Genomic DNA, 21,465 nt, shown 5'->3' with positions numbered 1-21,465 from the left:
AAACAGGAGGTGAAAAGCGTGGGAAAGCTGATCATTGACGGCAATGCCGTATATGAAATAGATGAGAATTGTATGCAGAAGAAACAAAGGCGCAGGGAACGGATGAACAGGCAGCCATGGGAGGCTACAGGAGAAGACCGATACCGTTCACAAAGAAAGGACGCCGCAGCAGACATGCAGAAAAAATCCCCCGGCCAGGCGGGGAGCGCGAAAACCGGAGGAAAATAAAGACTGTTTAGTTTTCTTTAAAAGAATACTGATAAATCCGGGACACCTGCCGTAAAACAATGTACGCCAGCGGGATCTCGATGGGAAGCATCAGAATGTTCTTGGGAATTCTGGCTGCCAGGAGCACAGACATGGCCTTGCCGCCGGTGATAGTCAGCCACAGCGTATTCAGACCGATGTTGCAGAACAGGTTAATGCATACCTTAGCGCCGATGATCCGGGGCAGGGTCGGTTTGTTCGGGTACAGCCAGAAGCCCCAGATGAGCCCGGCCACCATGGCGGTCAGGGTGTATCCCGGGAAATAGGCGCCCATGGACATATTTCCGGCAAAATAGCCGAGCACATCGGTGCAGATGCCGCTGAACATGCCTACGGCAGGGCCGAAGAGCATACCGATGGAAGCATTGCACAGAAAACCAAAACCGATCCGCAGATTCGGCGGGATCTTGATGGAGAGTCCCAGAAGATCCAGGGAGACGTTCATGGCAATGAGCAGGGCCGTCACTGCAAGACAGCGGGTTTTGCGGAAGTCATGCATGGAACGGGTAAAAAGACTGACAGTTTTTTCCATAGAAAAAGACACCTCCTATTTTGTTTTCATCTGTTGCTACAGCAATTCAGGAGATGCCCAAACAGTGCAGCAGCGGGATGCGAATTCAGTACCGCAGGATTGGATGTTCCATCCAGTTCCTTTCGTCCGCCGGTCAACTCCCCGTTCCGGCAGCACTTAACGCACTGATATCTACTCTGCTTTTTCTTGCGTGTATCGTAGCACGTGCGGGGGTGGCTGTCAATGTTTTGCACACAGAAATGCGAATCTTTTTTTCATGGAAACCGGGAGCGATTTTCCTATGGAAGGAATTGACTTTACAAAGGGTCATGCTATAATGAAAAAGTTCTATAAAAAACAGCAGAAAGTGTCAGCCGGTGCTGGCGCAAAAGAGGATGATTTCTATGAAAAAACAGGAGAGAAGTCTGACGGAGGGATCCCTCTGGAAGGGCATCTTTTTTTTCAGTGTGCCGCTGATGGCATCCAACGTCATTCAGATTTTATTTAATATGTCAGACCTGGCAGTGGTGGGGCGTTTTGCAGGCGCCGGCCCGCTGGGATCGGTGGGTTCCACCGCTACGCTGGTCACGCTGTTTACCGGATTTCTTATCGGTGTGGGAAGCGGAGTCAATGTCATCACTGCCCAGGCCATGGGAAAAGGACAGGAGGAGGATATCAGCCGTACCGTACATACGGCGCTGCTTCTGTGCCTGATCGTGGGAATTGCGGTTCTGGCTGTGGGAGAGCTGGGAAGCGGCGCGATCCTGCGGCTGCTGCGGACGAAGGAAGAGCTGATGGATGGGGCGCTTCTGTATCTGCGCATCTATTTTCTCGGTATGCCTGCGCTGGCTGTATATAATTTTGGCAACGCTGTGTTCAGTGCCGCAGGGAATACGAGAAAACCGCTGATGTTCCTGTCCTGCTCCGGTGTGCTCAATATCATTCTGAACCTGTTTTTTGTGCTGGTGGTGGGCATGGATGTGGCCGGGGTTGCCATTGCCAGTGTGGCATCCCAGTATGTGTCAGCGGTATGTATCGTACTGGCGCTGGCCCGGACGGATGCAGCGCATGCCCTGCATATACAGCAACTGAAAATAGACAGGAAAAAAGCAAAGCTGCTGTTGACACTGGGACTTCCGGCGGGCATCCAGAATGCGATTTTCCAGATCGCCAATCTGTTCGTCCAGTTTGGCGTGAACACCTTCAGTGCCACAGTGGTGTCCGGCAACGCGGCGGCCCAGAATGCGGACGCGCTGGTGTATGATGTGATGCAGGCCTTTTATGTGGCCTGCGGCAGCTATATCGGCCAGAACTACGGTGCGGGCAACATGGAGCGGGTGAAAAAGACGTATTTCATCAGCACTTTTTATGCCTTTGCCTTTGGCCTTGGCATGGGGCTGACGCTGGTGTTGTTCGGCAGATCGTTCCTGTCGCTGTTTACCGTGGAGGAGGCCGTGAAGGAGGCAGGGCTTTACCGGCTGACGGTCATGGGCCTGTCCTACGGTTTTTCCGCACTGATGGACAACAGCATTTCTGCTTCCCGGGGTCTGGGGCGCGGCCTGGTGCCCACAGTAATCGTGATCATGGGCTCCTGCGTTTTCCGTGTGGCCTGGATTTTTACGGTGTTTGCCTGGTTTGGAACCATTACCTCCCTGTATCTGCTGTACATTTTCTCCTGGACGATCACCGGCATCGCAGAGGCGCTGTATTTCCGGAAGATTTACCGAAGCTGCAGCAGGAGCGTACAGGGGATGCTTTCCTGATAGAAGAAAGAAGGAGTAAACTATGTTTTTCCTGTTATTGTTTGCAATCTGTATGATCGGCTTTATCTGGAAGCTGTTCGTGTTCGGCGTCAGAGCCTCCTGGGGCATCATGAAGCTTCTGTGCACCGTGGTTCTGTTTCCGGTTATTCTCATCGGCATGGTGGTAGGCGGACTGCTGTATGTGGCATTTCCGCTGCTCATTATCGCAGGGGTGATCGTGCTGTTTATTCTCTGACACCGTGTTTTTACAGAAAAAAACTGCCAGCAGCGGGAAACTACTGGCAGGAAAAATAATGATTTTTCAGGGAATTGCTTAGCATCCGCAGCCACAGCCGCCGCCATTTAAGAAGCCGCCGTTATTGCCGCAGCCACCGCAGCAGCACAGAAGCAGGATCAGCAGCAGGCAGCTGTCTCCGCCAAATGCATTGCCGTTGTTGCCGCATCCGCCACAGCAGCATAACAGAAGGATGATCCAGATGATGGAGTTGTTTGAGGTGCCGTCGCACCCGCATCCGCAGTTGGTAGCTGTTAAATCGCTCATAAGAAAGTACCTCCGAATGTTGATTACAGTATAGGATATGCGGCGGTCGCTGTTTTGTCATTGATTTTTGGATCTTATATGGATTTTTCGCCTTTCCGGATCTTGTCTGTCATAGCGGACAGATACGGGCGAACTGATATTTGCGGCCATAGGTACCTGTATGAGTGTTCGGGACTGGTAGGTTCTGCCGTCCACGCGGTAGGAAATGATGGCCCGTTTGCTATAATATAAGGAACATAAAATATTTGTGCATGGAGGGGAAAAAGAATGACAGAACAGATGAAAAAAGAGAAGGCGAGGCGGCTGTTTCTCATTGCCTTTGTTTTATTCACGGTTGCCGTCGGCTTTGGCGGCAGTATCATTTCCAATTATTTCAAGGGTGTCTTCCTGGTGGATTCCGTGCAGAGGGGCCTGCTGGAGATTCCCAGAGAGCTTCCGGGCGTGGTGGGTGTTCTGGTGATCGCAGCACTGTCCGGCTGCGGCAATGTGACCCTGGCCATGATCAGCTTCTGCCTGTACGGGCTGGGAATGTTCGTGCTGGGCGTACTGTCTCCGGGCTATTTGCTCATGCAGCTTTTTGTATTTGTCTATTCGCTGGGCGATCATCTGACCATGCCGATCCGGGATGCGCTCGCCATGGATCTTGCCGATGAGGGGAAGACGGGCACCTTTCTGGGAAAATACCGCGGCTACGCAACGATGGGTTCCATGGCAGCGTCCCTGCTTGTTTTTATCGGTTTCCGGTACGGATTTTTCTGGTTCCGTCCGGGAAAAGGGATCCTGCCGTCCTTTTGCCTGGCATTTGTCATTGCTGCGGTAGCCTTGGTTTTTCTGGTCAGACTGAAACGGGAAATGCCGTCCCTTGATATCCGAAAGCATGATGAGAAGAAAAAAGGGCTGCCGGTGAAGAAAAAGTACATTCCGTACTATGTGGTGACCGGCGTCTACGGTTTCCAGAAGCGGATGCGTCTGGTGTTTGCCCCGTGGATTATCATTGAACTCCTGGAGATGGGAGCTGATACGGTGGCACTTCTCGGGATTGTGGCACATTTTTGCAGCAGCATCGTGGCGCCGCAGATCGGAAAATTCCTGGATCGGTACGGTGTGAAAAAGGGCCTGGTGCTGGAAAGTGTTTCCATCGGCGCCATCTTTTTATATGCGGCATGGGCGGTGCACGGGATCACAACCGGCCGGTTTACGGGAACGACGGAGCTGCTCTTTGCGTTTACCGCCTATATTTTTATCATGATCGCAGATCATTTCAACGCCGTCCATGTGATGCTGATGAAAAAGCTCAGTGATTCCCCGGCAGATGTGATGGAAAATCTGTCCTTCGGCCTCAGCGTGGATCATGTGCTGGCAGTGACCGTCTCCGGTCTGCTGGGCGCAGTCTGGAAATTCGTAGGACCGGAGTGGGTGTTCGTGCTGGGCGCAGCCGTGTGTCTGGTGCATCTGGGTGTTGCCGTGTGGCTGGAGAAAAAAGAATGGACATAAAATGCGTATCTACTTGTACATATGAATCGCCGCTGGGCAATATTTTACTGGCAGCGGATGAAATCGGGTTGACGGGACTGTGGTTCGAGAGGCAGAAATATTTTGCCAATACGTTGCCTGAGGCGCACATTTCACAGGAAACACCGATTCTGACAGAGGCAAAGCAGTGGCTGGATCGGTATTTTTCCGGGGAAGAGCCTGCGTTCACGCCGCCGCTTCATCCGGCAGGTTCGGCATTCCGGCAGGCGGTTTGGCAGATTCTGCTTACGATTCCCTACGGGCAGACGATGACCTACGGGGAGATTGCCGGACAGATGGCCAATCAGCAGAACATGCCTCATATGTCTGCCCAGGCGGTGGGCGGGGCCGTGGGGCACAACCAGGTGTCCATCATCATTCCCTGCCATCGGGTGGTGGGAACAAACGGCAGCCTGACGGGGTATGCGGGAGGCATCCGCAAAAAGGTGGCGCTGCTGGAGCTGGAGCACACCGATATGAGCCGTTTCTTTCTCCCGAAGAGGGGGACGGCGCTCTAGGCAGCATCGGAGCCACTGGAACGGAGCTCGCCCTGGAGGTGGCTGCTGCTGATCGGGATGAAAAAATAAGTAAATGAAATAATACGGATATTGCCTATGGCTGCCTGTTTTATTTTATGATATACTGTCGTATGTTAAATATACAAGATAAAATTTTAACAGGGAGTGATGATAAGTGAACCATGTTTCTGCAGAAAAGCGTGAGGGGCAAGCGGAAGAAACATTGGGAATTGCTGACATTATCGGTGTCCTGGGAAATGAATTCAGCAATATTTATCTGGTTGACTGTGAAAGTCAGAACATAGAGATTTACCGTTACGAGAATGAGAAGGTTGGGGTAAAGGAAGTTTTACACCAGAAGCAGCCATACAAAGCCGCGATCCAGAATTACATTGAGACGAATGTATTTTCAGAGGATAAGAAGAAAATGCAGTCAGTCATGGATTTTGACAATGTATGTGCGCAGCTTCGGCAGGTGCCGCAGTTTACCGTGCATTACCGGGTGAAACGGGAGGGCGCGATTTCGTATTATTATATGAAATGTGCCAGAATCGGCGGGGCGGATGCGTTTCGAAGGATCGTGTTTGCTTTTGCCAATGAGGATGCCGATGTCAGAAGAAATGAACTGGAAGAGATCGTGCAGTCGGGGATGACAGCGGGAAAACGAAAGCTTCTGATTATTGATGACAACGCGCTGAACCGGGAAATGCTGCGAGAGATCCTGCAGGACAGATACGAGATCCTCACTGCGGAAAATGGCAAGGTCGGTTTTGAGATACTGGAACAGAATTGTAAAGAGCTGTCTGTGATTTTGCTGGACATGCAGATGCCGGTGTGCGACGGGCCGCAGTTTCTGAAACGGATCCGGGAGGATATGCTGTTATCCTCGGTTCCGGTCATTGTGATCACCGCCAATGACGATGCGGACGCAGAGCTGACCTGCCTGAATCTGGGGGCGTCTGATTTTATCCGAAAACCGTACAATGCGGATATCGTCAGGGGAAGAATCGGCAATGTGATCAAGCTGAAAGAGTCGGCCCTGACCCTTGCTGCCGTGGAGCACGACGAGCTGACAGGGCTTTATACGGAGCAGGCTTTTATGCACTATGCCAGACTGCTCCTGAAGGCAAAAGCTGATGTCCCGATGCATCTGGTGATCGCAAAGATCCGGGATTTTCAGATGCTAAAGAGTATTTATGGAGCGAAAAAAGCGGACGAGATGCTTTGTTATCTGGCATCCGCCTACAATGATACGGAGAAACACGGAATCGTCGGAAGAAAGGGCATTTCCTCCTTCCTGTGCCTGCTCTGGGGGACAGAGAAGGTAAGCATGTCCAAGATGGAAGATGTTGTCAATGAGATCGCAGAACAATCTCCCATGAAAGAGTGGAAGGTCAAATATGGTGTATATGAAAATATAGACAAACATCTGCCCTTTTTCCGCCATCTGTGATTTTGCGGCGATGGCGCTGGAAACCGTGGAGGATCATTACGACTGCTGCGATGTGGCATATTATACAGAAGAAATGGCACAAAAACGCATGTATATCCAGATGATCGAAAACAGTTTTGACACCGCGCTGGAAAAAGAGGAATTTGTTGTCTACTATCAGCCGAAGGTGGATATTGCCACGGAGCGTATCATCGGGGCAGAGGCACTGGTCCGCTGGAAAAAGGACGGAAAAGCGCTGATCCCGCCGGGAGATTTTATCCCGGTTTATGAAAAGGACGGGCTGATCGTAAGGCTGGATGAGTATATGTTCCGCCAGGTATGCCGCGTGCAGAGAAGAAAAATGGAGGAAGGGGCGGAACTTCTGCCGATCTCCATCAATCTTTCCAGATCCAGTGTGCTGCACGGGGACGTGGCAGAGCGGTATATCGCGATCGTAAAAGAAAACGGCATTCCGTTCTCCTGTGTGCCCATCGAGCTCACAGAGTCGGCGGCCATCTACAATGACAGGATCAAAGAGACCACCGGGAAGCTGGCAGATGCCGGGTTCCAGCTGCACATTGATGATTTTGGCGCCGGGTATTCTTCTCTGATCAGCCTGAACCAGTTCCCGTTCTCTACTTTGAAGATCGACAAGAGTCTGATCGATGATGTGTGCCAGAAGACGGGAAGAACGCTGGTGGAGCAGGTCATCACGCTGGCAAGGCTGCTGGGGATGAAGGTCGTGGCGGAAGGCGTGGAGACCGGAGAGCAGCTGGAGATCCTGAAGTGCCTGAACTGTGACGCGGTACAGGGCTTCTATTATGCGAAACCCATGCCGGAGCAGGAGTTCGTCGCGTATGTGCAGCAGCGGGAGAGGATGATGTAAATGACGCTATCGGATGTTATATGCAAGTGGTATACAGGCGCTGTGATCGGATTTTTCATTGGGAAAAGTCTACATGAGACTTTGGGCAGCCTGGCTGGTTTGGCCATTGGCGCAGGGATCGGCTGGACTTTGCAGAAGAAGAGAAAATGCCGGAATTGATAGAGAAAAAGAAGGCAGGGAGATTTTCGTGGCTGGCGGTGGCCGCCGGGTGCGGCAGCCTGTTTTACTACATGGGATGCCTTCTGGTCAGTGGCCTTGACACCTCCGGGCTGTGGGTGTGGCCGTTGTTTTCCGTGCTCTGCTTTGGAACGGCCATGCTGCTTTCCAAAGTGCCGACCGGTGGCTTCTGGTATCTGGCCGGAAAAAATCGCGGCGGGGCTTACGGCTCTGCTTTTCCTGGCATTTTTTCTGTTTGAGATCGGTGTGGTCTGGGGCATGACGCAGACTGCACCGGATACAACAGTAAGTGCAGCAGAGGTGCCGGATATGGTGCTCCCGTCTGCGGAAGCGGCAGATGAAAAGGCAGTGGACGGACAGACTGGAACCGCGACGAAGGAAAGTCTGGATTATGTTATCATCCTGGGCGGAGGCGTGGTGGGAGAACAGCCAAGCCCGGCGCTGGAGCAGCGTATTCTCACCGCATACGATTATCTGAAAAACCATCCGGAGACGAAGGTCATTGCCACCGGGGGGCTGGGCGGCGGCCGGATCAGTGAGGCAGCATGTATTGCCCGCACGCTGGAAGGACTGGGCATCGCCCGGCAGCGGATCACACTGGAGGAACAGGCCACCACCACGGCAGAGAATTTTCAGTATTCCAGACCGCTGGTGGAGGACGGAGCGACCGTGGGCGTCGTCACCAGCAATTTTCATATTTTCCGTTCCCTGCTGTTGGCGAAAAGTGCCGGATTTACGCAGGTGTGCGGCATCGCAGCGCCCTTTGGCGGATGGATGCTTCCACATTACATGGTGCGGGAATTTATGACGTTTACGGTAGAAATTTTCAGAGGAAATGTGTTATGATGGTATCAGCGCAAAAGAAAAGGAAGCGACGTCGAAGACGGCATTTATCAGAAAGGGGAGTTTTTTATGGGAACACCACATAATGGCGCAGAGAAGGGACAGATCGCGAAAACGGTACTTCTTCCGGGCGATCCGCTGCGGGCAAAATACATTGCAGAGCATTTTCTGACCAATCCGGTACAGTTTAATGCAGTAAGAAATATGTTTGGCTATACAGGAACGTACGAGGGAAAAGAGGTATCCGTCATGGGAACGGGCATGGGCTGCGCTTCCATCGGTATTTACAGCTATGAGCTCATTCATATGTATGGCGTGGAGAATCTGATCCGCATCGGTTCCTGCGGTGCCATGCAGGAGGATATTGAGCTTGGTGAGATCATCATGGCAGCCGGTGCCAGCACAGACACCAACTATGCGCATCAGTATCAGCTGCCTGGCACGTTCTCTGCCATCGCTTCTTATCCGCTTTTAAAGATCGCACAGGAGACAGCAGCCCGTCACGGTTATCCTTATCGGGTGGGCAACATCCTTTCCTCTGATATTTTCTACAATGAAACAGAAGAATGGAAGATCTGGGCGAAGATGGGCATTATGTGTGCAGAGATGGAAAGCTTTGCCCTGTACTGCAATGCAGCCCGGGCCGGTGTGAACGCGCTGGGCATTTTCACCGTATCGGATTCCATGGTGAACCATAAGGAAATGTCGGCAGCGGAGCGGGAGACCGGTTTTGTCAACATGATGACGACGGCACTGGAGACGGCCATCGCGCTGTAGTGCGGCAGCCAGATGAGAGGAAATCAGAGTGCAAAGATCTGAGCTCACACATGCTTGCATGTAAGTGAGCGAAAGAAATTGGGACATGTGATGATATGCGAATGAAGAGGAAGAATTGGTAAGATAGCGACAGGCGTTTTGGGATTTTCGGCATACTATAGCAGTGAGAGAAGGAACCCGGAGGCAAGATGAACCAGGTACATGCACTGCTGCGGTCTGCCTACGCTTACAGCAGAAATATTTTCGGCAAAGGGATCGGGATTGCCGTCCTTGACACTGGTGTCTGGGCAGGGCATCCCGATCTTTCGGCAAATATTGCCGGTTTTGTGGATTTTGTCAATCAGAGAAAAGAGCCCTACGATGACCATGGACACGGCACCCATGTGTCCGGGATCCTTGCCGGAAGCGGGCAGGCGTCCGGAGGGATGTATATGGGCATTGCGCCCCTGTCCCGGCTGACCTGTCTGAAGGTGCTGGATGAACAGGGCGGCGGAAAGACAGAGACGGTGGTGGAGGCCTGTAGATGGCTGCTGGCCCATTATGAGGAATATGGTATTCGGATCGTTAATATCTCTGTGGGCGCGGTGGCAAGAGAGCGCCGCCGGGAGGATGACCTGCTGGTGCGGGCGGCGGAGCAGCTGTGGGACGCCGGCCTTGTGGTGGTGGCCGCGGCGGGCAACAATGGCCCCGGGGAGGGCAGCATCACGGTGCCGGGCGTGAGCCGGAAGATCATCACGGTGGGCAGTCTGGAGCAGAGCCCCTATGGCTATTCCGGCAGGGGGCCCACGGAGGAGTGTATTGTGAAGCCGGAGATCCTGGCGCCGGGAACCAATGTGGTCAGCTGCCGGAATCATAAAGATGGGTATATGCGAAGAAGCGGTACGTCCATGGCAGCCCCGGTGGTCAGCGGCTGCATTGCCCTGTTGCTGGAGGCATTTCCGGATCTTAATAACCGGGCGGTGAAGATGCGGCTGTACGAGCGGGCTTTGCCGATTCCGAACGATATCCGTTCCCGGGGCAGCCAGAGGAGAACCTGGGGCGGCATCCGGGTGGATCGGCTGCTAGAGGATAGATAAACATTATGATGTTGATGCCTGCGGATTGTTCCGTGCCACGCACTCCCACAATCCGGTCTCCGCTCCGCTTCGGTCGGTGCTAAACATGTGCCACCGGCACATAGCACCTCGCTATTCGCATATCGTGGGATTATCATCCCGCTTTTATGCTCATATCGGGGGCGGGTCCCAAGGTCTTTCACCCACTTATGAGCAAGCTCATGTGGGCTTAGACCTTTTGACCCTAGCATCGTATATATTATAGCAGAAAAGAGGAAAATACATGGCAGAAAATACAATGCCCGTGGTGGGCGGCTTTTACCGCCATTTTAAAAATCGTCTGTACCAGGTACTGCATCTGGCGGTGGATGCCAACACCGAAGAACCGCTGGTGGTCTATCAGGCGTTATACGGAGATTTCAAGGTATATGTCCGGCCGCTGAAAGAGTTCATCAGCGAGGTGGATCATGAAAAATACCCGGAGGTGCAGCAGAAGTTCCGGTTTGTGAAGGTGGTACTGCGCCGGGCGGAGACGGATGCTGCTGGACGGACAGAGACGCAGGAAGCGGGAATGCTCTCAGACGCAGGAAAAGCTGGTGAAGATGAGGGGGCCCGGAAAACAGGTGGCCCAATGCACCAGAATACAGGAAAAAGCACAGCACAGGGGAAGATATCCGCAGCAGAAAACGAAGTGCAGGATGCGAAAGCGGATCATGCCGACAGCGGGGACAGCGAGGACATTGGCGCGGTGCATCCCCTTCTGATGAAGTTTCTGGATGCGGAGACGTACGATCAGCGGCTTGGTATCTTTGACGAGATGGAGGGTATTGCCGACATGCACATGCTCAATGCCGTGGCGGCTTCCCTGGATGTGACGCTGGGCGATACGACAATCGAAGAGGCCTTTTCCCTGATCCGGGATAATCTGGCCACACAGAAAAAATATGAATGCAGCCGGTGGAGATGATCCATCAGCTGCATTTTTTGAGTACAGTGCGTTCGTATATTCGCGTGGAATAATTTTATGTTGCTATAAAAATTTAGTATTGACGGATAACGTATAATTGTATACAATTATACACATCTAAGATACAAAGGAGTGGCTGCAGTGGAAAACAGACCTGTGAAGCTTAACAAAAAGACGAATTTACTGGAACTCGAAGAGCATATGTATTATCTGGCAGACGTGCCGACACCGAACGTGTTCCGCAACCTGTTTCCTTATGAGGAAGTCCCGAAGATTGCATTCAATGACCGTATTGTGCCCCACAATATGCCGGAGGAGATATGGATCACGGATACGACCTTCCGCGACGGACAGCAGTCCAGAGCCCCGTATTCCACGGAGCAGATCGTGACTCTTTATGATTACATGCACCGCCTGGGCGGCCCCAATGGCAAGATCCGCCAGTGCGAATTTTTCTTATACAGCAAGAAGGACCGGGATGCGGTTTATAAATGTATGGAGCGGGGATACCAGTTCCCGGAGATCACCAGCTGGATCCGGGCCAGCAAGAAGGATTTCGAACTGGTCCGTGACCTGGGACTGAAGGAGACCGGCGTGCTGGTCAGCTGTTCTGACTACCATATTTTCTATAAGATGAAAATGACGAGAAAACAGGCCATGGAGAGCTACTTAAGCGTCATCCGTGACTGCCTGGAGACGGGTATCATTCCCCGGTGCCATCTGGAGGATATCACCCGTTCGGATATTTACGGCTATGTGATTCCGTTCTGCTGTGAACTGATGAAACTGAGCCGGGAGTATAACATGCCCATCAAGGTACGTGCCTGTGACACCATGGGATACGGCGTCAATTATCCGGGTGCTGTGATCCCCCGTTCTGTCCAGGGCATTATTTACGGCCTGACGACCCATGCCGGTGTGCCTTCCGAGTGGATCGAGTGGCACGGCCACAATGATTTTTACAAGGCGGTTTCCAACTCCACCACCGCATGGCTGTACGGCGCCAGCGGTGTCAACTGTTCCCTGTTCGGCATCGGCGAGCGTACCGGCAATACCCCGCTGGAGGCCATGGTGTTTGAGTATGCCCAGCTGCGCGGCACCCTGGATGGCATGGATACGCGGGTGATCACCGAGATGGCAGAGTATTACGAAAAAGAGATTGGCTACACCCTGCCGCCACGGACGCCGTTTGTGGGCAAGAACTTTAACGTGACCCGGGCGGGCATTCATGCGGATGGTCTTTTGAAAAACGAGGAAATTTATAACATTTTTGATACAGAAAAGTTCCTGAACCGGCCGGTACTGGTGGCTGTGTCCAATACTTCCGGTCTGGCAGGCATTGCCCACTGGATGAACACCTATTATCATCTGAAAGGCGATCGGCAGGTAAGTAAGACGTCTCCGCTGGTGGCAAAAGTAAAAGAATGGGTGGACGCCGAGTATGAGGGCGGCCGTGTGACTGCCATTACCGATGAGGAGCTGGAGGTTGTCATCGATCGGGTCTGTCAGGAACTGGGCGTGACCATCGTGGAAGGAGAACAGACAGAGTGAGTGCGTACACCATGCCGGAGGAGAGCCCGGACAGTTTTACCCTGAGAGGCAGAGTATATCATCGGATCCGGGAGGATATTCTGAACGGCCGGTATGAGCCGGATGAGGAATTGCGGGAGATTGCCATCGGCAAATCCCTGGGTGTTAGCAGAACTCCGGTACGGGAAGCGCTGCGGCAGCTGGAGCTGGAAGATCTGGTGTATATCATCCCCAACAAGGGCGCCTATGTGAAGGGCATTTCCCAGGAAGATATCCAGGATATCTATATGATCCGTTCCCGGCTGGAGGGCTTAAGCGCAAGACTTGCGGCGGAGAAGATCACAGAGGAGCAGCTGGCAGACCTGCAGGAGGTGCTGATGCTGGCGGAGTTCCATGCCGCCCACGGCAATTTTGAAAAAGTATTCGAGATGGACAGCAAGTTTCATGAGCTGATGTATGAGGCTTCCGGCAGCAAACAGCTGCACCATCTGTTATCAGACTATCACCATTATGTCCAGCGGGCCAGAAAGCGTTCCGTGTCCACCAATGTGCGGGCAGGCGCTTCCACCCATGAGCACCGGCGGATTCTGGAGGCCATCGAGGCCCACGACCCGGATCTGGCAGAACAGCTGGCAAAAGAGCACATTATCAACACGATACATAATATCCAGCAAAAAGGCATTAAATAAAACAGGAGGATTTGCTTTTATGGACAAGATTACAATGACCACCCCGCTTGTGGAAATGGACGGAGATGAGATGACCCGTGTCCTGTGGAAAATCATCAAGGACGAGCTGCTGCTGCCTTATATTGATCTGAAAACAGAGTATTATGATCTGGGTCTGGAGCACCGCAATGAGACCGACGATCAGGTGACGGTGGATTCCGCGCTGGCAACGAAAAAATACGGTGTTGCGGTTAAATGTGCCACCATCACCCCCAACGCTGCCCGTATGACAGAATATAATCTGAAGGAAATGTGGAAGAGCCCCAATGGAACGATCCGCGCCATTCTGGACGGCACTGTTTTTCGTGCACCTATCGTGGTGAAAGGCATTGAGCCCACGGTGCGCACCTGGAAGAAGCCCATCACCATTGCCCGTCATGCGTACGGCGATGTGTACAAGGCAACGGAGATGAAGGTGCCGGGCGCCGGAAAGGCGGAGCTGGTATTTACTGCGGCTGACGGGACAGAAATGCGGGAGACCATCCATGAATTTGACGGCCCGGGCATCATCCAGGGTATGCACAATGTGAATGCCTCCATCGAAAGCTTTGCCAGAAGCTGTTTCAATTTTGCACTGGATACGAAGCAGGATCTGTGGTTTGCAACGAAGGATACCATTTCCAAGAAATACGACCACACCTTCAAGGATATTTTCCAGGAGATTTACGATGCGGAGTATGATGAAAAATTCAAGGCAGCCGGTATCGAATATTTTTACACGCTGATCGACGATGCGGTGGCACGGGTGATCCGCTCCGAGGGCGGCTATATCTGGGCCTGCAAAAACTATGACGGCGATGTGATGAGCGACATGGTGGCTACTGCTTTTGGTTCTCTGGCCATGATGACCTCTGTGCTTGTATCTCCGGAAGGGTATTATGAGTATGAGGCGGCCCACGGTACCGTGCAGCGCCATTACTACAAGCACCTGAAAGGGGAGGAGACATCCACCAACTCGGTGGCAACGATCTTTGCCTGGACAGGGGCGCTTCGCAAGCGCGGCGAGCTGGACGGCAATGCGGCGCTAATGGATTTTGCCGATAAGCTGGAAAAAGCAACGATCCAGACCATTGAGGACGGCAAGATGACCAAGGATCTGGCACTGATCACCACGCTTCTTGATGTGAAAGTTTTAAACAGCGCGGATTTTATCAAGGCAATCCGGGCAACCTATGATGCGATGAACTAAAATATTTTGATCAGTAGGAGATCACTGCATGGAAATCTTTTATGGAATTGCCATTCCTTTTCTGGGCACGGCGCTGGGCGCAGCCTGCGTATTTTTCATGAAAAAAGCCTTAAGTGACCGGGTACAGCGGGCCCTGACCGGGTTTGCCGCCGGGGTCATGGTGGCGGCTTCTGTGTGGAGCCTTCTGATCCCGGCCATGGAGCAGTCCGCCGGGATGGGGAAAATGGGCCTTCGTTCCGGCGGCGGTGGGCTTCTGGATCGGCATTCTGTTTTTGCTGCTGCTGGATCACATCATCCCCCATCTGCATCAGAACAGCACCCAGGCCGAGGGGCCGAAAAGCCAGCTGGAGCGGACAACCATGATGGTGCTGGCCGTGACGCTGCACAACATTCCCGAGGGCATGGCCGTGGGTGTGGTATATGCCGGGTATCGGTCCGGCAGCGCCCAGATTACCGCTGCCGGGGCGCTGGCCTTGTCGCTGGGCATCGCCATCCAGAACTTCCCGGAGGGCGCCATCATTTCCATGCCGCTGCGAGCGGAGGGGATGAGCAAGGGACGGGCGTTCCTAGGCGGTGTCCTTTCCGGCATTGTGGAGCCCATCGGCGCGGTGCTGACCATTCTGGCTGCAGGACTTATCGTCCCGGCGCTGCCGTATCTGTTGAGCTTCGCGGCAGGCGCCATGCTGTATGTGGTGGTGGAAGAGCTGATCCCGGAAATGTCCGAGGGCGTGCATTCCGATATCGGAACGGTTTTCTTTGCCGTGGGATTTTCTGTGATGATGGTGCTGGACGTGGCACTGGGATAAGATAATAAGAAAACGACCACACAAGAACAATATGACTCTTGTATGGTCGTTATTTCTTTATTTTTACTGTGCGGCCTGCTCGCTCAATTCCTCCCATTGTTCCATGAGAGAGAGCAGCTGTTCTGCAATTTCTTCCTTTTCTTTGTTGAGCTTGATGCATTCCGCCACGTTGGTGAATACGCTTTCCTGGGTCATGAGCTCGTCAATCTCCGCCTCCCGGCTTTCCAGCCGTTCAATCTCGGTTTCTGTCTTTTTCAGGTCATTCTGGATTTTCCGCAAGCGGGCCTGTTCTTCCTTTTGCTGTTTCCAGTCCAGCTTGGCTTCCGTGTCCGCGGTGGAAACAGCGGCGGTGGCAGCGGTCTGGCTGTCCCCCAGATGAATGCGGGTCAGCTCCTCTTTTTTCTCCAGATAATAGTCATAGTTGCCAATGTAGTTGATCAGCGTCTGGCCGGTGAGTTCCAGAATGCGGGTGGCCGTCTTGTTGATGAAATACCGGTCGTGGGACACGTACAGGACGGTGCCGGTGTAGCTGTTCAACGCCGATTCCAGGATTTCCTTGGAGGTGATGTCCAGATGGTTGGTGGGCTCGTCCAAAATGAGAAAATTGGCTTCGGAGAGCATGAGCTTTGCCAGGGAAACACGACCCCGTTCGCCGCCGCTCAAGTCTTTGATCCGCTTGAACACATCATCCCCGGTGAACAGAAATGCTGCCAGCACGTTGCGGATGCGGGTGTTGTCCATGTTCGGGTAAGCGTCGGAAATTTCCTCGAACAGTGTTTTTTCCATATGTAATACATGGTGCTCCTGGTCGTAGTAGGCGATCTCCACGTTGGAGCCCAGCCGGACGGTACCGGTATCCGGGGAGACAAGGCCGTTTAAAATCTTCAGGATCGTGGTCTTGCCCGTGCCGTTATTGCCGATGATGGCAACCTTTTCTCCCCGCTTGATCTGGAAATCCAGATGAGAAAAAAAGGGTCAGGGGCGGGTAGGATTTGGACAGATTTTCCACGGTGAGCACGTCGTTGCCGCTGATGCGCTCCGGCTCCAGTGTCAGGTGCATCTGGTCGTTGACCTCTGTGGGGCGATCCAGCACTTCGATCTTGTCCAGCATTTTCTCCCGGCTTTCCGCCCGTTTGATGGATTTTTCCCGGTTGAAGGAGCGCAGCTTCTCGATGACCGCCTCCTGATGGCGGATCTCCCGCTGCTGGTTTAAGTAAGCCTTCATCTGGGCGTCCCGGATCATGGCCTTTTTCTGGGCGTAAGCGGTGTAATTGCCCTGGAACATCATGGCGTGTCCGTTTTCAATCTCGATGATCTTTGTCACCACCCGGTCAAGGAAATACCGGTCGTGGGCCACGATGAGAACGGCGCCGTCATAGTTGGTCAGGTACGTTTCCAGCCAGGCGATGGAGTCCATGTCCAGATGGTTGGTGGGCTCGTCCAGGATGAGGATGTCCGGGCGGGATAACAGAAGCTTGCCCAGTGCCACCCGGGTCTTCTGGCCGCCGGATAACTCGGCTGCGGGCCGGTGGAAGTCTGCTTCCTCAAATCCCAGACCTTTCAGCACGCCGGTGACCTCGCTGCGGCAGGCGTAACCGTTCTTCTGTTCATATTCGTGGGACAGCGAGGAATAGCGGTTCATCAGCTGTTCCAGCCGTTCCCCGGAAGCGTCCTTCATCTGCTGCTCGGTGGCGCGGATGGCCGTCTCCAGATCCAGCACGTCCTGCTTCACAGACATGAGCTCGTCGTAAATGCTGTTGGTCTCCAGCACCGCCTGATGCTGGGCCAGATAGCCGATGGTTCTGCCCCGGGAGAGGATGACCTCGCCGCTGTCGGCAGACAGCTCTTTTAAGATGATTTTCAGCAGGGTGGTCTTGCCCGCGCCGTTGATGCCGACGATGGCAGCTTTTTCTTTATCTTCAATATGGAAGGAAACGTCGCATAAAACGTCCTTGCCGGAAAAGGATTTGCATATATTCTGACAGGATAAAATCATAAAAACCTCCGTGGTGCGATAGATGGCACTAGATAACATATGATACCCGCGAATTGTTTCGTGCGTTGCACTTTCACAATTCTGGGCCCCATATTCGCATATCGTGGGATGAGCATCCCACTTTTATGCTCATATTGGGGCGGGGCTCAAGGTCTTTCATTCACCGATGAGCAAGCTCATGTGGATTTAGACCTTTAGACCCTGGTATCATTATTATAACGAAATACAAAGAAAAAACAACAGAATATTTGACATTAAATTAACATTTCGTTATAATAATACCAGCATTGTATAAGGAGGCCGAATCTGTGGAATCAAAAGAAATATCCAAAGCAGTGATTGCACGTTTGCCCAGATATTATCGTTATCTTCAGGATTTACTGGAAGAAGGGACAGAACGAATATCATCCAATGAGCTGAGCAAGCGCATGCAGGTGACCGCATCTCAGATTCGACAGGATTTGAATAATTTCGGCGGTTTTGGGCAGCAGGGATACGGGTATAATGTGCAGTATCTCTTTGAGGAGATCGGTAAGATCCTCGGTCTTGACCGGGAACACAATATCATCATCGTAGGAGCCGGTAATCTGGGACAGGCTCTGGCTAACTATGTGGAGTTTGAAAAGAAGGGTCTGATGATCAAGGGTATTTTTGATGTGAACCCGCGTCTGATCGGCAATACGGTCAGAGGCATCGAGATCCGCATGATCGATGAGGTGGAGGCATTTATCCGGGACAATAAGATTGAGATCGCGGCGCTGACGGTTCCTAAGTCCAAAGCAGAGGATATGGCGAAGCTGCTCGTTACGTATGGTATCAAAGGAATCTGGAATTTTGCCAATATTGATTTACATACGATTGAGAATGTCGTTGTAGAGAATGTTCATCTGTCGGAAAGTCTGATGAAGCTGTCTTATCGTACAAGCATGTTTATCAAAAGTTCAGGATCGGAACAATAAGATCAGGAAGAAGAGACGTATCAGAAGCACCCAGGGCGGGGAAATCTGATACGTCGTTTTATATATAAGATACCAGGGGAAAAAGTCTAAAATCACGATGTGCTTGCACAAAAGTGATTTTAAGACTTTATGCCCCGCCCCACATATGAGCATAAAAGTGCGGCGTAAGCTGCACGATATGCGAATGTGGGCGAAGATTGCGGGAGTGTGAAACACGGAGCAATCTTCTGGTATCTTAGGTGGATGCAGTTTACAAAATCGCGACGTGCACACGGGAGAGGCTATATGGATTCCTATGAATGGGGGGTAATCTTTTATGAAATATATCGTAACCGCAGAGGAAATGAAGCGTGCAGACGCTTACACGATGAACACCATCGGCATCCCGTCCCTGGTGCTCATGGAGCGTGCAGCATTAAAAACGGTAGAGGCATTGCATACAGAGCAATTCTGCCTGGATAAAGTGCTGGTGGTGTGCGGTGTGGGCAACAATGGCGGAGACGGCATGGCGGTGGCCAGACTTCTTTTCCTGGAGGGCGTGGATGTGACGGTCTGCGTGGTGGGTAACCGGGAGAAGGCCAGCGACCAGGCGGCACAGCAGCTGCATATCCTGGAGTTTTATGGCGTGCCCATGACGGACTCTCTGGAGGATCGGGGCTATACGACGGTGGTGGATGCCCTGTTTGGCGTGGGTCTTTCCCGGGACGTTGGCGGTGTTTACGCGGATGCAGTGGCGGCTATCAATGCCATGCAGGCTCGGGTGCTGGCGGTGGATATCGCTTCCGGCGTGCACTCCGATACGGGGCGGATCATGGGCTGCGCCGTGCAGGCGGACGCATCGGTGGCCTTTGCCTTTGCCAAGGCCGGGCAGCTGTTGTATCCGGGCACACAGAATACGGGAAAACTCCTCGTGGCGGACATCGGCATCACGGAGGCTTCTTTTGCGGGAGAGTTGCCGGAAATGCGCCTGACAGAAAATGAAGATATTTGGAAATATCTGAAACGGCGCACTCGCTCTAACAAAGGCACTTATGGCAAGGTGCTGGTCATCGCCGGAAGAAAGGGCGTGTCCGGCGCAGCCTATTTTTCCGCATCAGCGGCTTATCACACCGGCTGCGGCCTGGTGAAGATCTATACAGAGGAGAGTAATCGGCAGATTTTACAGACGCTGGTGCCGGAGGCCATGGTGGAAGAACGGGAGCTTCTTAGCAGCGGCTATCCAAGGCTGTTGGAAAGCCTTTCCTGGGCGGACGCCGTGGTGCTGGGGCCGGGGATCGGCACAGATCTTTCTTCCCGGCAGCTGCTGGAGACGGTGCTGGCCCACTATCAGGGGCCGCTGGTGCTGGATGCGGATGCGCTGACGCTTCTGGCCGGTTTCCCGGAGAACGTCCTTGGCGACCGGGCGGCCAGCTGTGTGCTGACGCCCCATCCTGGAGAAATGGCGAGACTTCTGCATACCACGGTGGGAGAGATCACGGCGGACATTCCCGGGGCAGCGCGAAAAGCAGCCCGGAAGTTTCAGGCAGTGTGCGTCATGAAGGATGCCAGAACGGTAACGGCGGCGCCGGACGGGCAGACGTGGATCAACAACGCAGGAAGCAGTGCCCTGGCCACCGGCGGTAGCGGGGATGTGCTGACGGGCATCATCGCGGCCCTGCTGGCAAAAGGCGCTCCAGCCTTTGACGGGGCAGCGGCGGCGGTGCGCCTCCATGCCCTGACAGGCGAGGCATCTGCAGCGGAGAATGGCGTGCGCGGGACGCTGGCAGGCGATCTTCTGGGGTACATCGGAAGAGAAGAAGCGTTTTATGAAAAAATGAAGGAGCAGAACAAATGAGCAGCAACAGCAGAGTATATGCGAAAATAGATCTGGATGCAGTGGAGTATAATCTGCAGTCCATGCGGGATAATCTGAAAAAAGGGACGAAGATGGTGTGTGTCATCAAGACGGACGGTTACGGACATGGTGCACTGCCCATCGCCCGTCTGGCGGAGCACATGGAGGATATCTGGGGCTTTGCAGTGGCAACAGCGGAGGAAGGCGAGGCGCTGCGAAAGGGCGGCATCACGAAACCCATCCTGATCCTGGGCTATACGTTTCCGGAAAGCTACGGCGATCTGGTGCGGCTGGACATTCGCCCGGCTGTTTTTACAAAAGAAATGGCACAGGCTCTCTCAGACGAAGCACAGAGACAGGGAAAGATTGCACCCGTTCACATTGCGCTGGATACGGGCATGAGCCGTATCGGTTATGAACCCACAGAGGAAAGCGCCGATGAGGTGCAGGAAATCGCTGCGCTGCCGGGCATTGCCATTGAGGGACTGTTCACCCATTTTTCCCGGGCAGACGAGGCGGATAAGACCTTTACCAAGGGACAGTTTGAAAAATATATGGCGTTTGTGGATATGCTGGAAAACCGGGGCATCCATATCCCCATGCGGCACTGCTCCAACAGTGCGGGCATCGTGGACATGCCGGAGCTGAATCTGGATGCGGTGCGGGCCGGGATCACCCTGTACGGTCTGTATCCGTCGGAAGAAGTGAACAAGGCCCAGGTGCCCCTGCGTCCGGTGATGGAGTTAAAGAGCCATATCGCCTACATCAAGACGCTGCCTGCCGGGCGGCTTATCAGCTACGGCGGCACCTATGAGACGAAGAAAGAGCTGCGGGTGGCAACCATTCCCGTGGGCTACGGCGACGGCTATCCGAGACAGCTTTCCAACAAAGGCTGGGTGCTCATTCACGGAAAAAAAGCCCCGATCCTTGGCCGGGTGTGTATGGATCAGTTTATGGTGGATGTGACGGATATTCCCGAAGCCAGACAGCATGACCAGGTGACGCTGGTGGGCCAGGACGGGGATGCCTTCCTGCCGGTGGAGACTCTGTCCGAACTGTCCGGCAGATTCAATTATGAGTTTGTCTGCTGTGTCGGCAAGCGCGTCCCCCGCGTATATTATAGAAAGGGCGTGCCGGTACCGGAGCAGTAATGTGTATACATCCGATAATCCTG

Annotated in this window: 21 protein-coding genes, 3 pseudogenes and 1 riboswitch; of the genes and pseudogenes, 21 read left to right on the top strand and 3 right to left on the bottom strand. The window is 53.2% G+C overall.

Annotation, left to right across the window (positions count from 1 at the left end):
- Nucleotides 1-18 precede the first annotated feature (18 nt).
- Nucleotides 19-228, top strand: coding sequence for a hypothetical protein (locus RJD28_10240; protein ID WNV56717.1), 210 nt, complete (start codon nucleotides 19-21; stop codon nucleotides 226-228).
- Nucleotides 229-235: 7 nt separating this feature from the next.
- On the opposite strand, the gene RJD28_10235 is transcribed toward RJD28_10240, so the two are convergent.
- Nucleotides 236-799, bottom strand: a complete 564-nt coding sequence (locus RJD28_10235; GenBank protein ID WNV56716.1) for a folate family ECF transporter S component — start codon at nucleotides 797-799, stop codon at nucleotides 236-238.
- Nucleotides 800-867: 68 nt separating this feature from the next.
- A riboswitch (THF riboswitch) is annotated at nucleotides 868-980 on the bottom strand.
- Between the two features lie 99 nt (nucleotides 981-1,079).
- On the opposite strand from RJD28_10235, the gene RJD28_10230 reads away from it, so the two are divergent.
- Genes RJD28_10230 through RJD28_10220 form a run of 3 tightly spaced genes read left to right on the top strand, consistent with a single transcriptional unit; the run spans nucleotide 1,080 to nucleotide 2,776 of the window.
- On the top strand, nucleotides 1,080-1,286 hold the full coding sequence (locus RJD28_10230; protein ID WNV56715.1) for a hypothetical protein: 207 nt from the start codon (nucleotides 1,080-1,082) through the stop codon (nucleotides 1,284-1,286).
- Complete coding sequence (locus RJD28_10225; GenBank protein ID WNV59603.1) at nucleotides 1,204-2,541, top strand: MATE family efflux transporter; 1,338 nt, start codon at nucleotides 1,204-1,206, stop codon at nucleotides 2,539-2,541. The genes RJD28_10230 and RJD28_10225 overlap by 83 nt, the downstream gene beginning before the upstream one ends.
- A gap of 22 nt (nucleotides 2,542-2,563) precedes the next feature.
- On the top strand, nucleotides 2,564-2,776 hold the full coding sequence (locus RJD28_10220; GenBank protein ID WNV56714.1) for a hypothetical protein: 213 nt from the start codon (nucleotides 2,564-2,566) through the stop codon (nucleotides 2,774-2,776).
- A gap of 78 nt (nucleotides 2,777-2,854) precedes the next feature.
- Here RJD28_10220 and RJD28_10215 read toward each other — a convergent pair whose 3' ends face one another.
- Complete coding sequence (locus tag RJD28_10215; protein ID WNV56713.1) at nucleotides 2,855-3,082, bottom strand: chorion class high-cysteine HCB protein 13; 228 nt, start codon at nucleotides 3,080-3,082, stop codon at nucleotides 2,855-2,857.
- Nucleotides 3,083-3,349: 267 nt separating this feature from the next.
- On the opposite strand from RJD28_10215, the gene RJD28_10210 reads away from it, so the two are divergent.
- From RJD28_10210 to RJD28_10145, 14 genes and pseudogenes are all read left to right on the top strand, one after another.
- A complete protein-coding gene (locus RJD28_10210; protein ID WNV56712.1) occupies nucleotides 3,350-4,576 on the top strand; it encodes a hypothetical protein in 1,227 nt (408 codons plus the stop codon).
- Complete coding sequence (locus RJD28_10205) at nucleotides 4,567-5,112, top strand: methylated-DNA--[protein]-cysteine S-methyltransferase (GenBank protein WNV56711.1); 546 nt, start codon at nucleotides 4,567-4,569, stop codon at nucleotides 5,110-5,112. The genes RJD28_10210 and RJD28_10205 overlap by 10 nt, the downstream gene beginning before the upstream one ends.
- Before the next feature lie 175 nt (nucleotides 5,113-5,287).
- Nucleotides 5,288-6,565: a response regulator gene (locus RJD28_10200; GenBank protein WNV56710.1), complete on the top strand. Its 1,278-nt coding sequence runs from the start codon at nucleotides 5,288-5,290 to the stop codon at nucleotides 6,563-6,565.
- A 10-nt stretch (nucleotides 6,566-6,575) separates the two neighbouring features.
- Entirely contained in the window at nucleotides 6,576-7,430 is an 855-nt protein-coding gene (locus RJD28_10195) for an EAL domain-containing protein (protein WNV56709.1), read from the top strand.
- Between the two features lie 146 nt (nucleotides 7,431-7,576).
- Nucleotides 7,577-7,846 carry a hypothetical protein gene (locus RJD28_10190; protein ID WNV56708.1) on the top strand — a complete coding sequence of 90 codons (270 nt, stop codon included), beginning with the start codon at nucleotides 7,577-7,579 and terminating at the stop codon, nucleotides 7,844-7,846.
- Entirely contained in the window at nucleotides 7,770-8,453 is a 684-nt protein-coding gene (locus tag RJD28_10185) for a YdcF family protein (protein ID WNV56707.1), read from the top strand. Before RJD28_10190 ends, RJD28_10185 begins: the two co-directional genes overlap by 77 nt.
- 66 nt (nucleotides 8,454-8,519) lie before the next feature.
- The gene (gene deoD, locus RJD28_10180) at nucleotides 8,520-9,227 is read left to right on the top strand and encodes a purine-nucleoside phosphorylase (protein WNV56706.1); all 708 of its coding nucleotides are present in this window, start codon (nucleotides 8,520-8,522) and stop codon (nucleotides 9,225-9,227) included.
- 188 nt (nucleotides 9,228-9,415) lie between these two features.
- Nucleotides 9,416-10,303 (top strand): S8 family peptidase, encoded by an 888-nt coding sequence (locus RJD28_10175; GenBank protein ID WNV56705.1) that lies wholly within the window; start codon nucleotides 9,416-9,418, stop codon nucleotides 10,301-10,303.
- Nucleotides 10,296-10,515: pseudogene (locus RJD28_10170) on the top strand (hypothetical protein). The gene RJD28_10175 and the pseudogene RJD28_10170 overlap by 8 nt, the downstream one beginning before the upstream one ends.
- A gap of 50 nt (nucleotides 10,516-10,565) precedes the next feature.
- On the top strand, nucleotides 10,566-11,249 hold the full coding sequence (locus RJD28_10165) for a DUF1653 domain-containing protein (protein WNV56704.1): 684 nt from the start codon (nucleotides 10,566-10,568) through the stop codon (nucleotides 11,247-11,249).
- 141 nt (nucleotides 11,250-11,390) lie between these two features.
- Entirely contained in the window at nucleotides 11,391-12,800 is a 1,410-nt protein-coding gene (locus tag RJD28_10160) for a 2-isopropylmalate synthase (protein WNV56703.1), read from the top strand.
- Nucleotides 12,801-12,811: 11 nt separating this feature from the next.
- Nucleotides 12,812-13,468, top strand: a complete 657-nt coding sequence (locus RJD28_10155; protein ID WNV59602.1) for a GntR family transcriptional regulator — start codon at nucleotides 12,812-12,814, stop codon at nucleotides 13,466-13,468.
- A 19-nt stretch (nucleotides 13,469-13,487) separates the two neighbouring features.
- Nucleotides 13,488-14,696, top strand: a complete 1,209-nt coding sequence (locus tag RJD28_10150; protein ID WNV56702.1) for an NADP-dependent isocitrate dehydrogenase — start codon at nucleotides 13,488-13,490, stop codon at nucleotides 14,694-14,696.
- 28 nt (nucleotides 14,697-14,724) lie between these two features.
- Nucleotides 14,725-15,502, top strand: a pseudogene (locus RJD28_10145) (ZIP family metal transporter).
- 63 nt (nucleotides 15,503-15,565) lie between these two features.
- Here RJD28_10145 and RJD28_10140 read toward each other — a convergent pair.
- Nucleotides 15,566-17,498, bottom strand: a pseudogene (locus tag RJD28_10140) (ABC-F family ATP-binding cassette domain-containing protein).
- Nucleotides 17,499-17,806: 308 nt separating this feature from the next.
- Here RJD28_10140 and RJD28_10135 point away from each other — a divergent pair.
- The 3 genes from RJD28_10135 to alr all read left to right on the top strand — a co-directional run bounded on the left by RJD28_10135 (nucleotide 17,807) and on the right by alr (nucleotide 21,442).
- Nucleotides 17,807-18,457, top strand: coding sequence for a redox-sensing transcriptional repressor Rex (locus tag RJD28_10135; protein WNV56701.1), 651 nt, complete (start codon nucleotides 17,807-17,809; stop codon nucleotides 18,455-18,457).
- Between the two features lie 316 nt (nucleotides 18,458-18,773).
- Nucleotides 18,774-20,291, top strand: coding sequence for an NAD(P)H-hydrate dehydratase (locus RJD28_10130; protein WNV56700.1), 1,518 nt, complete (start codon nucleotides 18,774-18,776; stop codon nucleotides 20,289-20,291).
- Entirely contained in the window at nucleotides 20,288-21,442 is a 1,155-nt protein-coding gene (gene alr, locus RJD28_10125) for an alanine racemase (protein WNV56699.1), read from the top strand. The genes RJD28_10130 and alr overlap by 4 nt, the downstream gene beginning before the upstream one ends.
- Nucleotides 21,443-21,465: the final 23 nt, after the last annotated feature.

It is taken from the genome of Oscillospiraceae bacterium NTUH-002-81 (assembly GCA_032620915.1).
Lineage (GTDB): Bacteria > Bacillota > Clostridia > Lachnospirales > Lachnospiraceae > JAGTTR01.
This window is presented reverse-complemented; position numbering and strand designations above follow the sequence as displayed.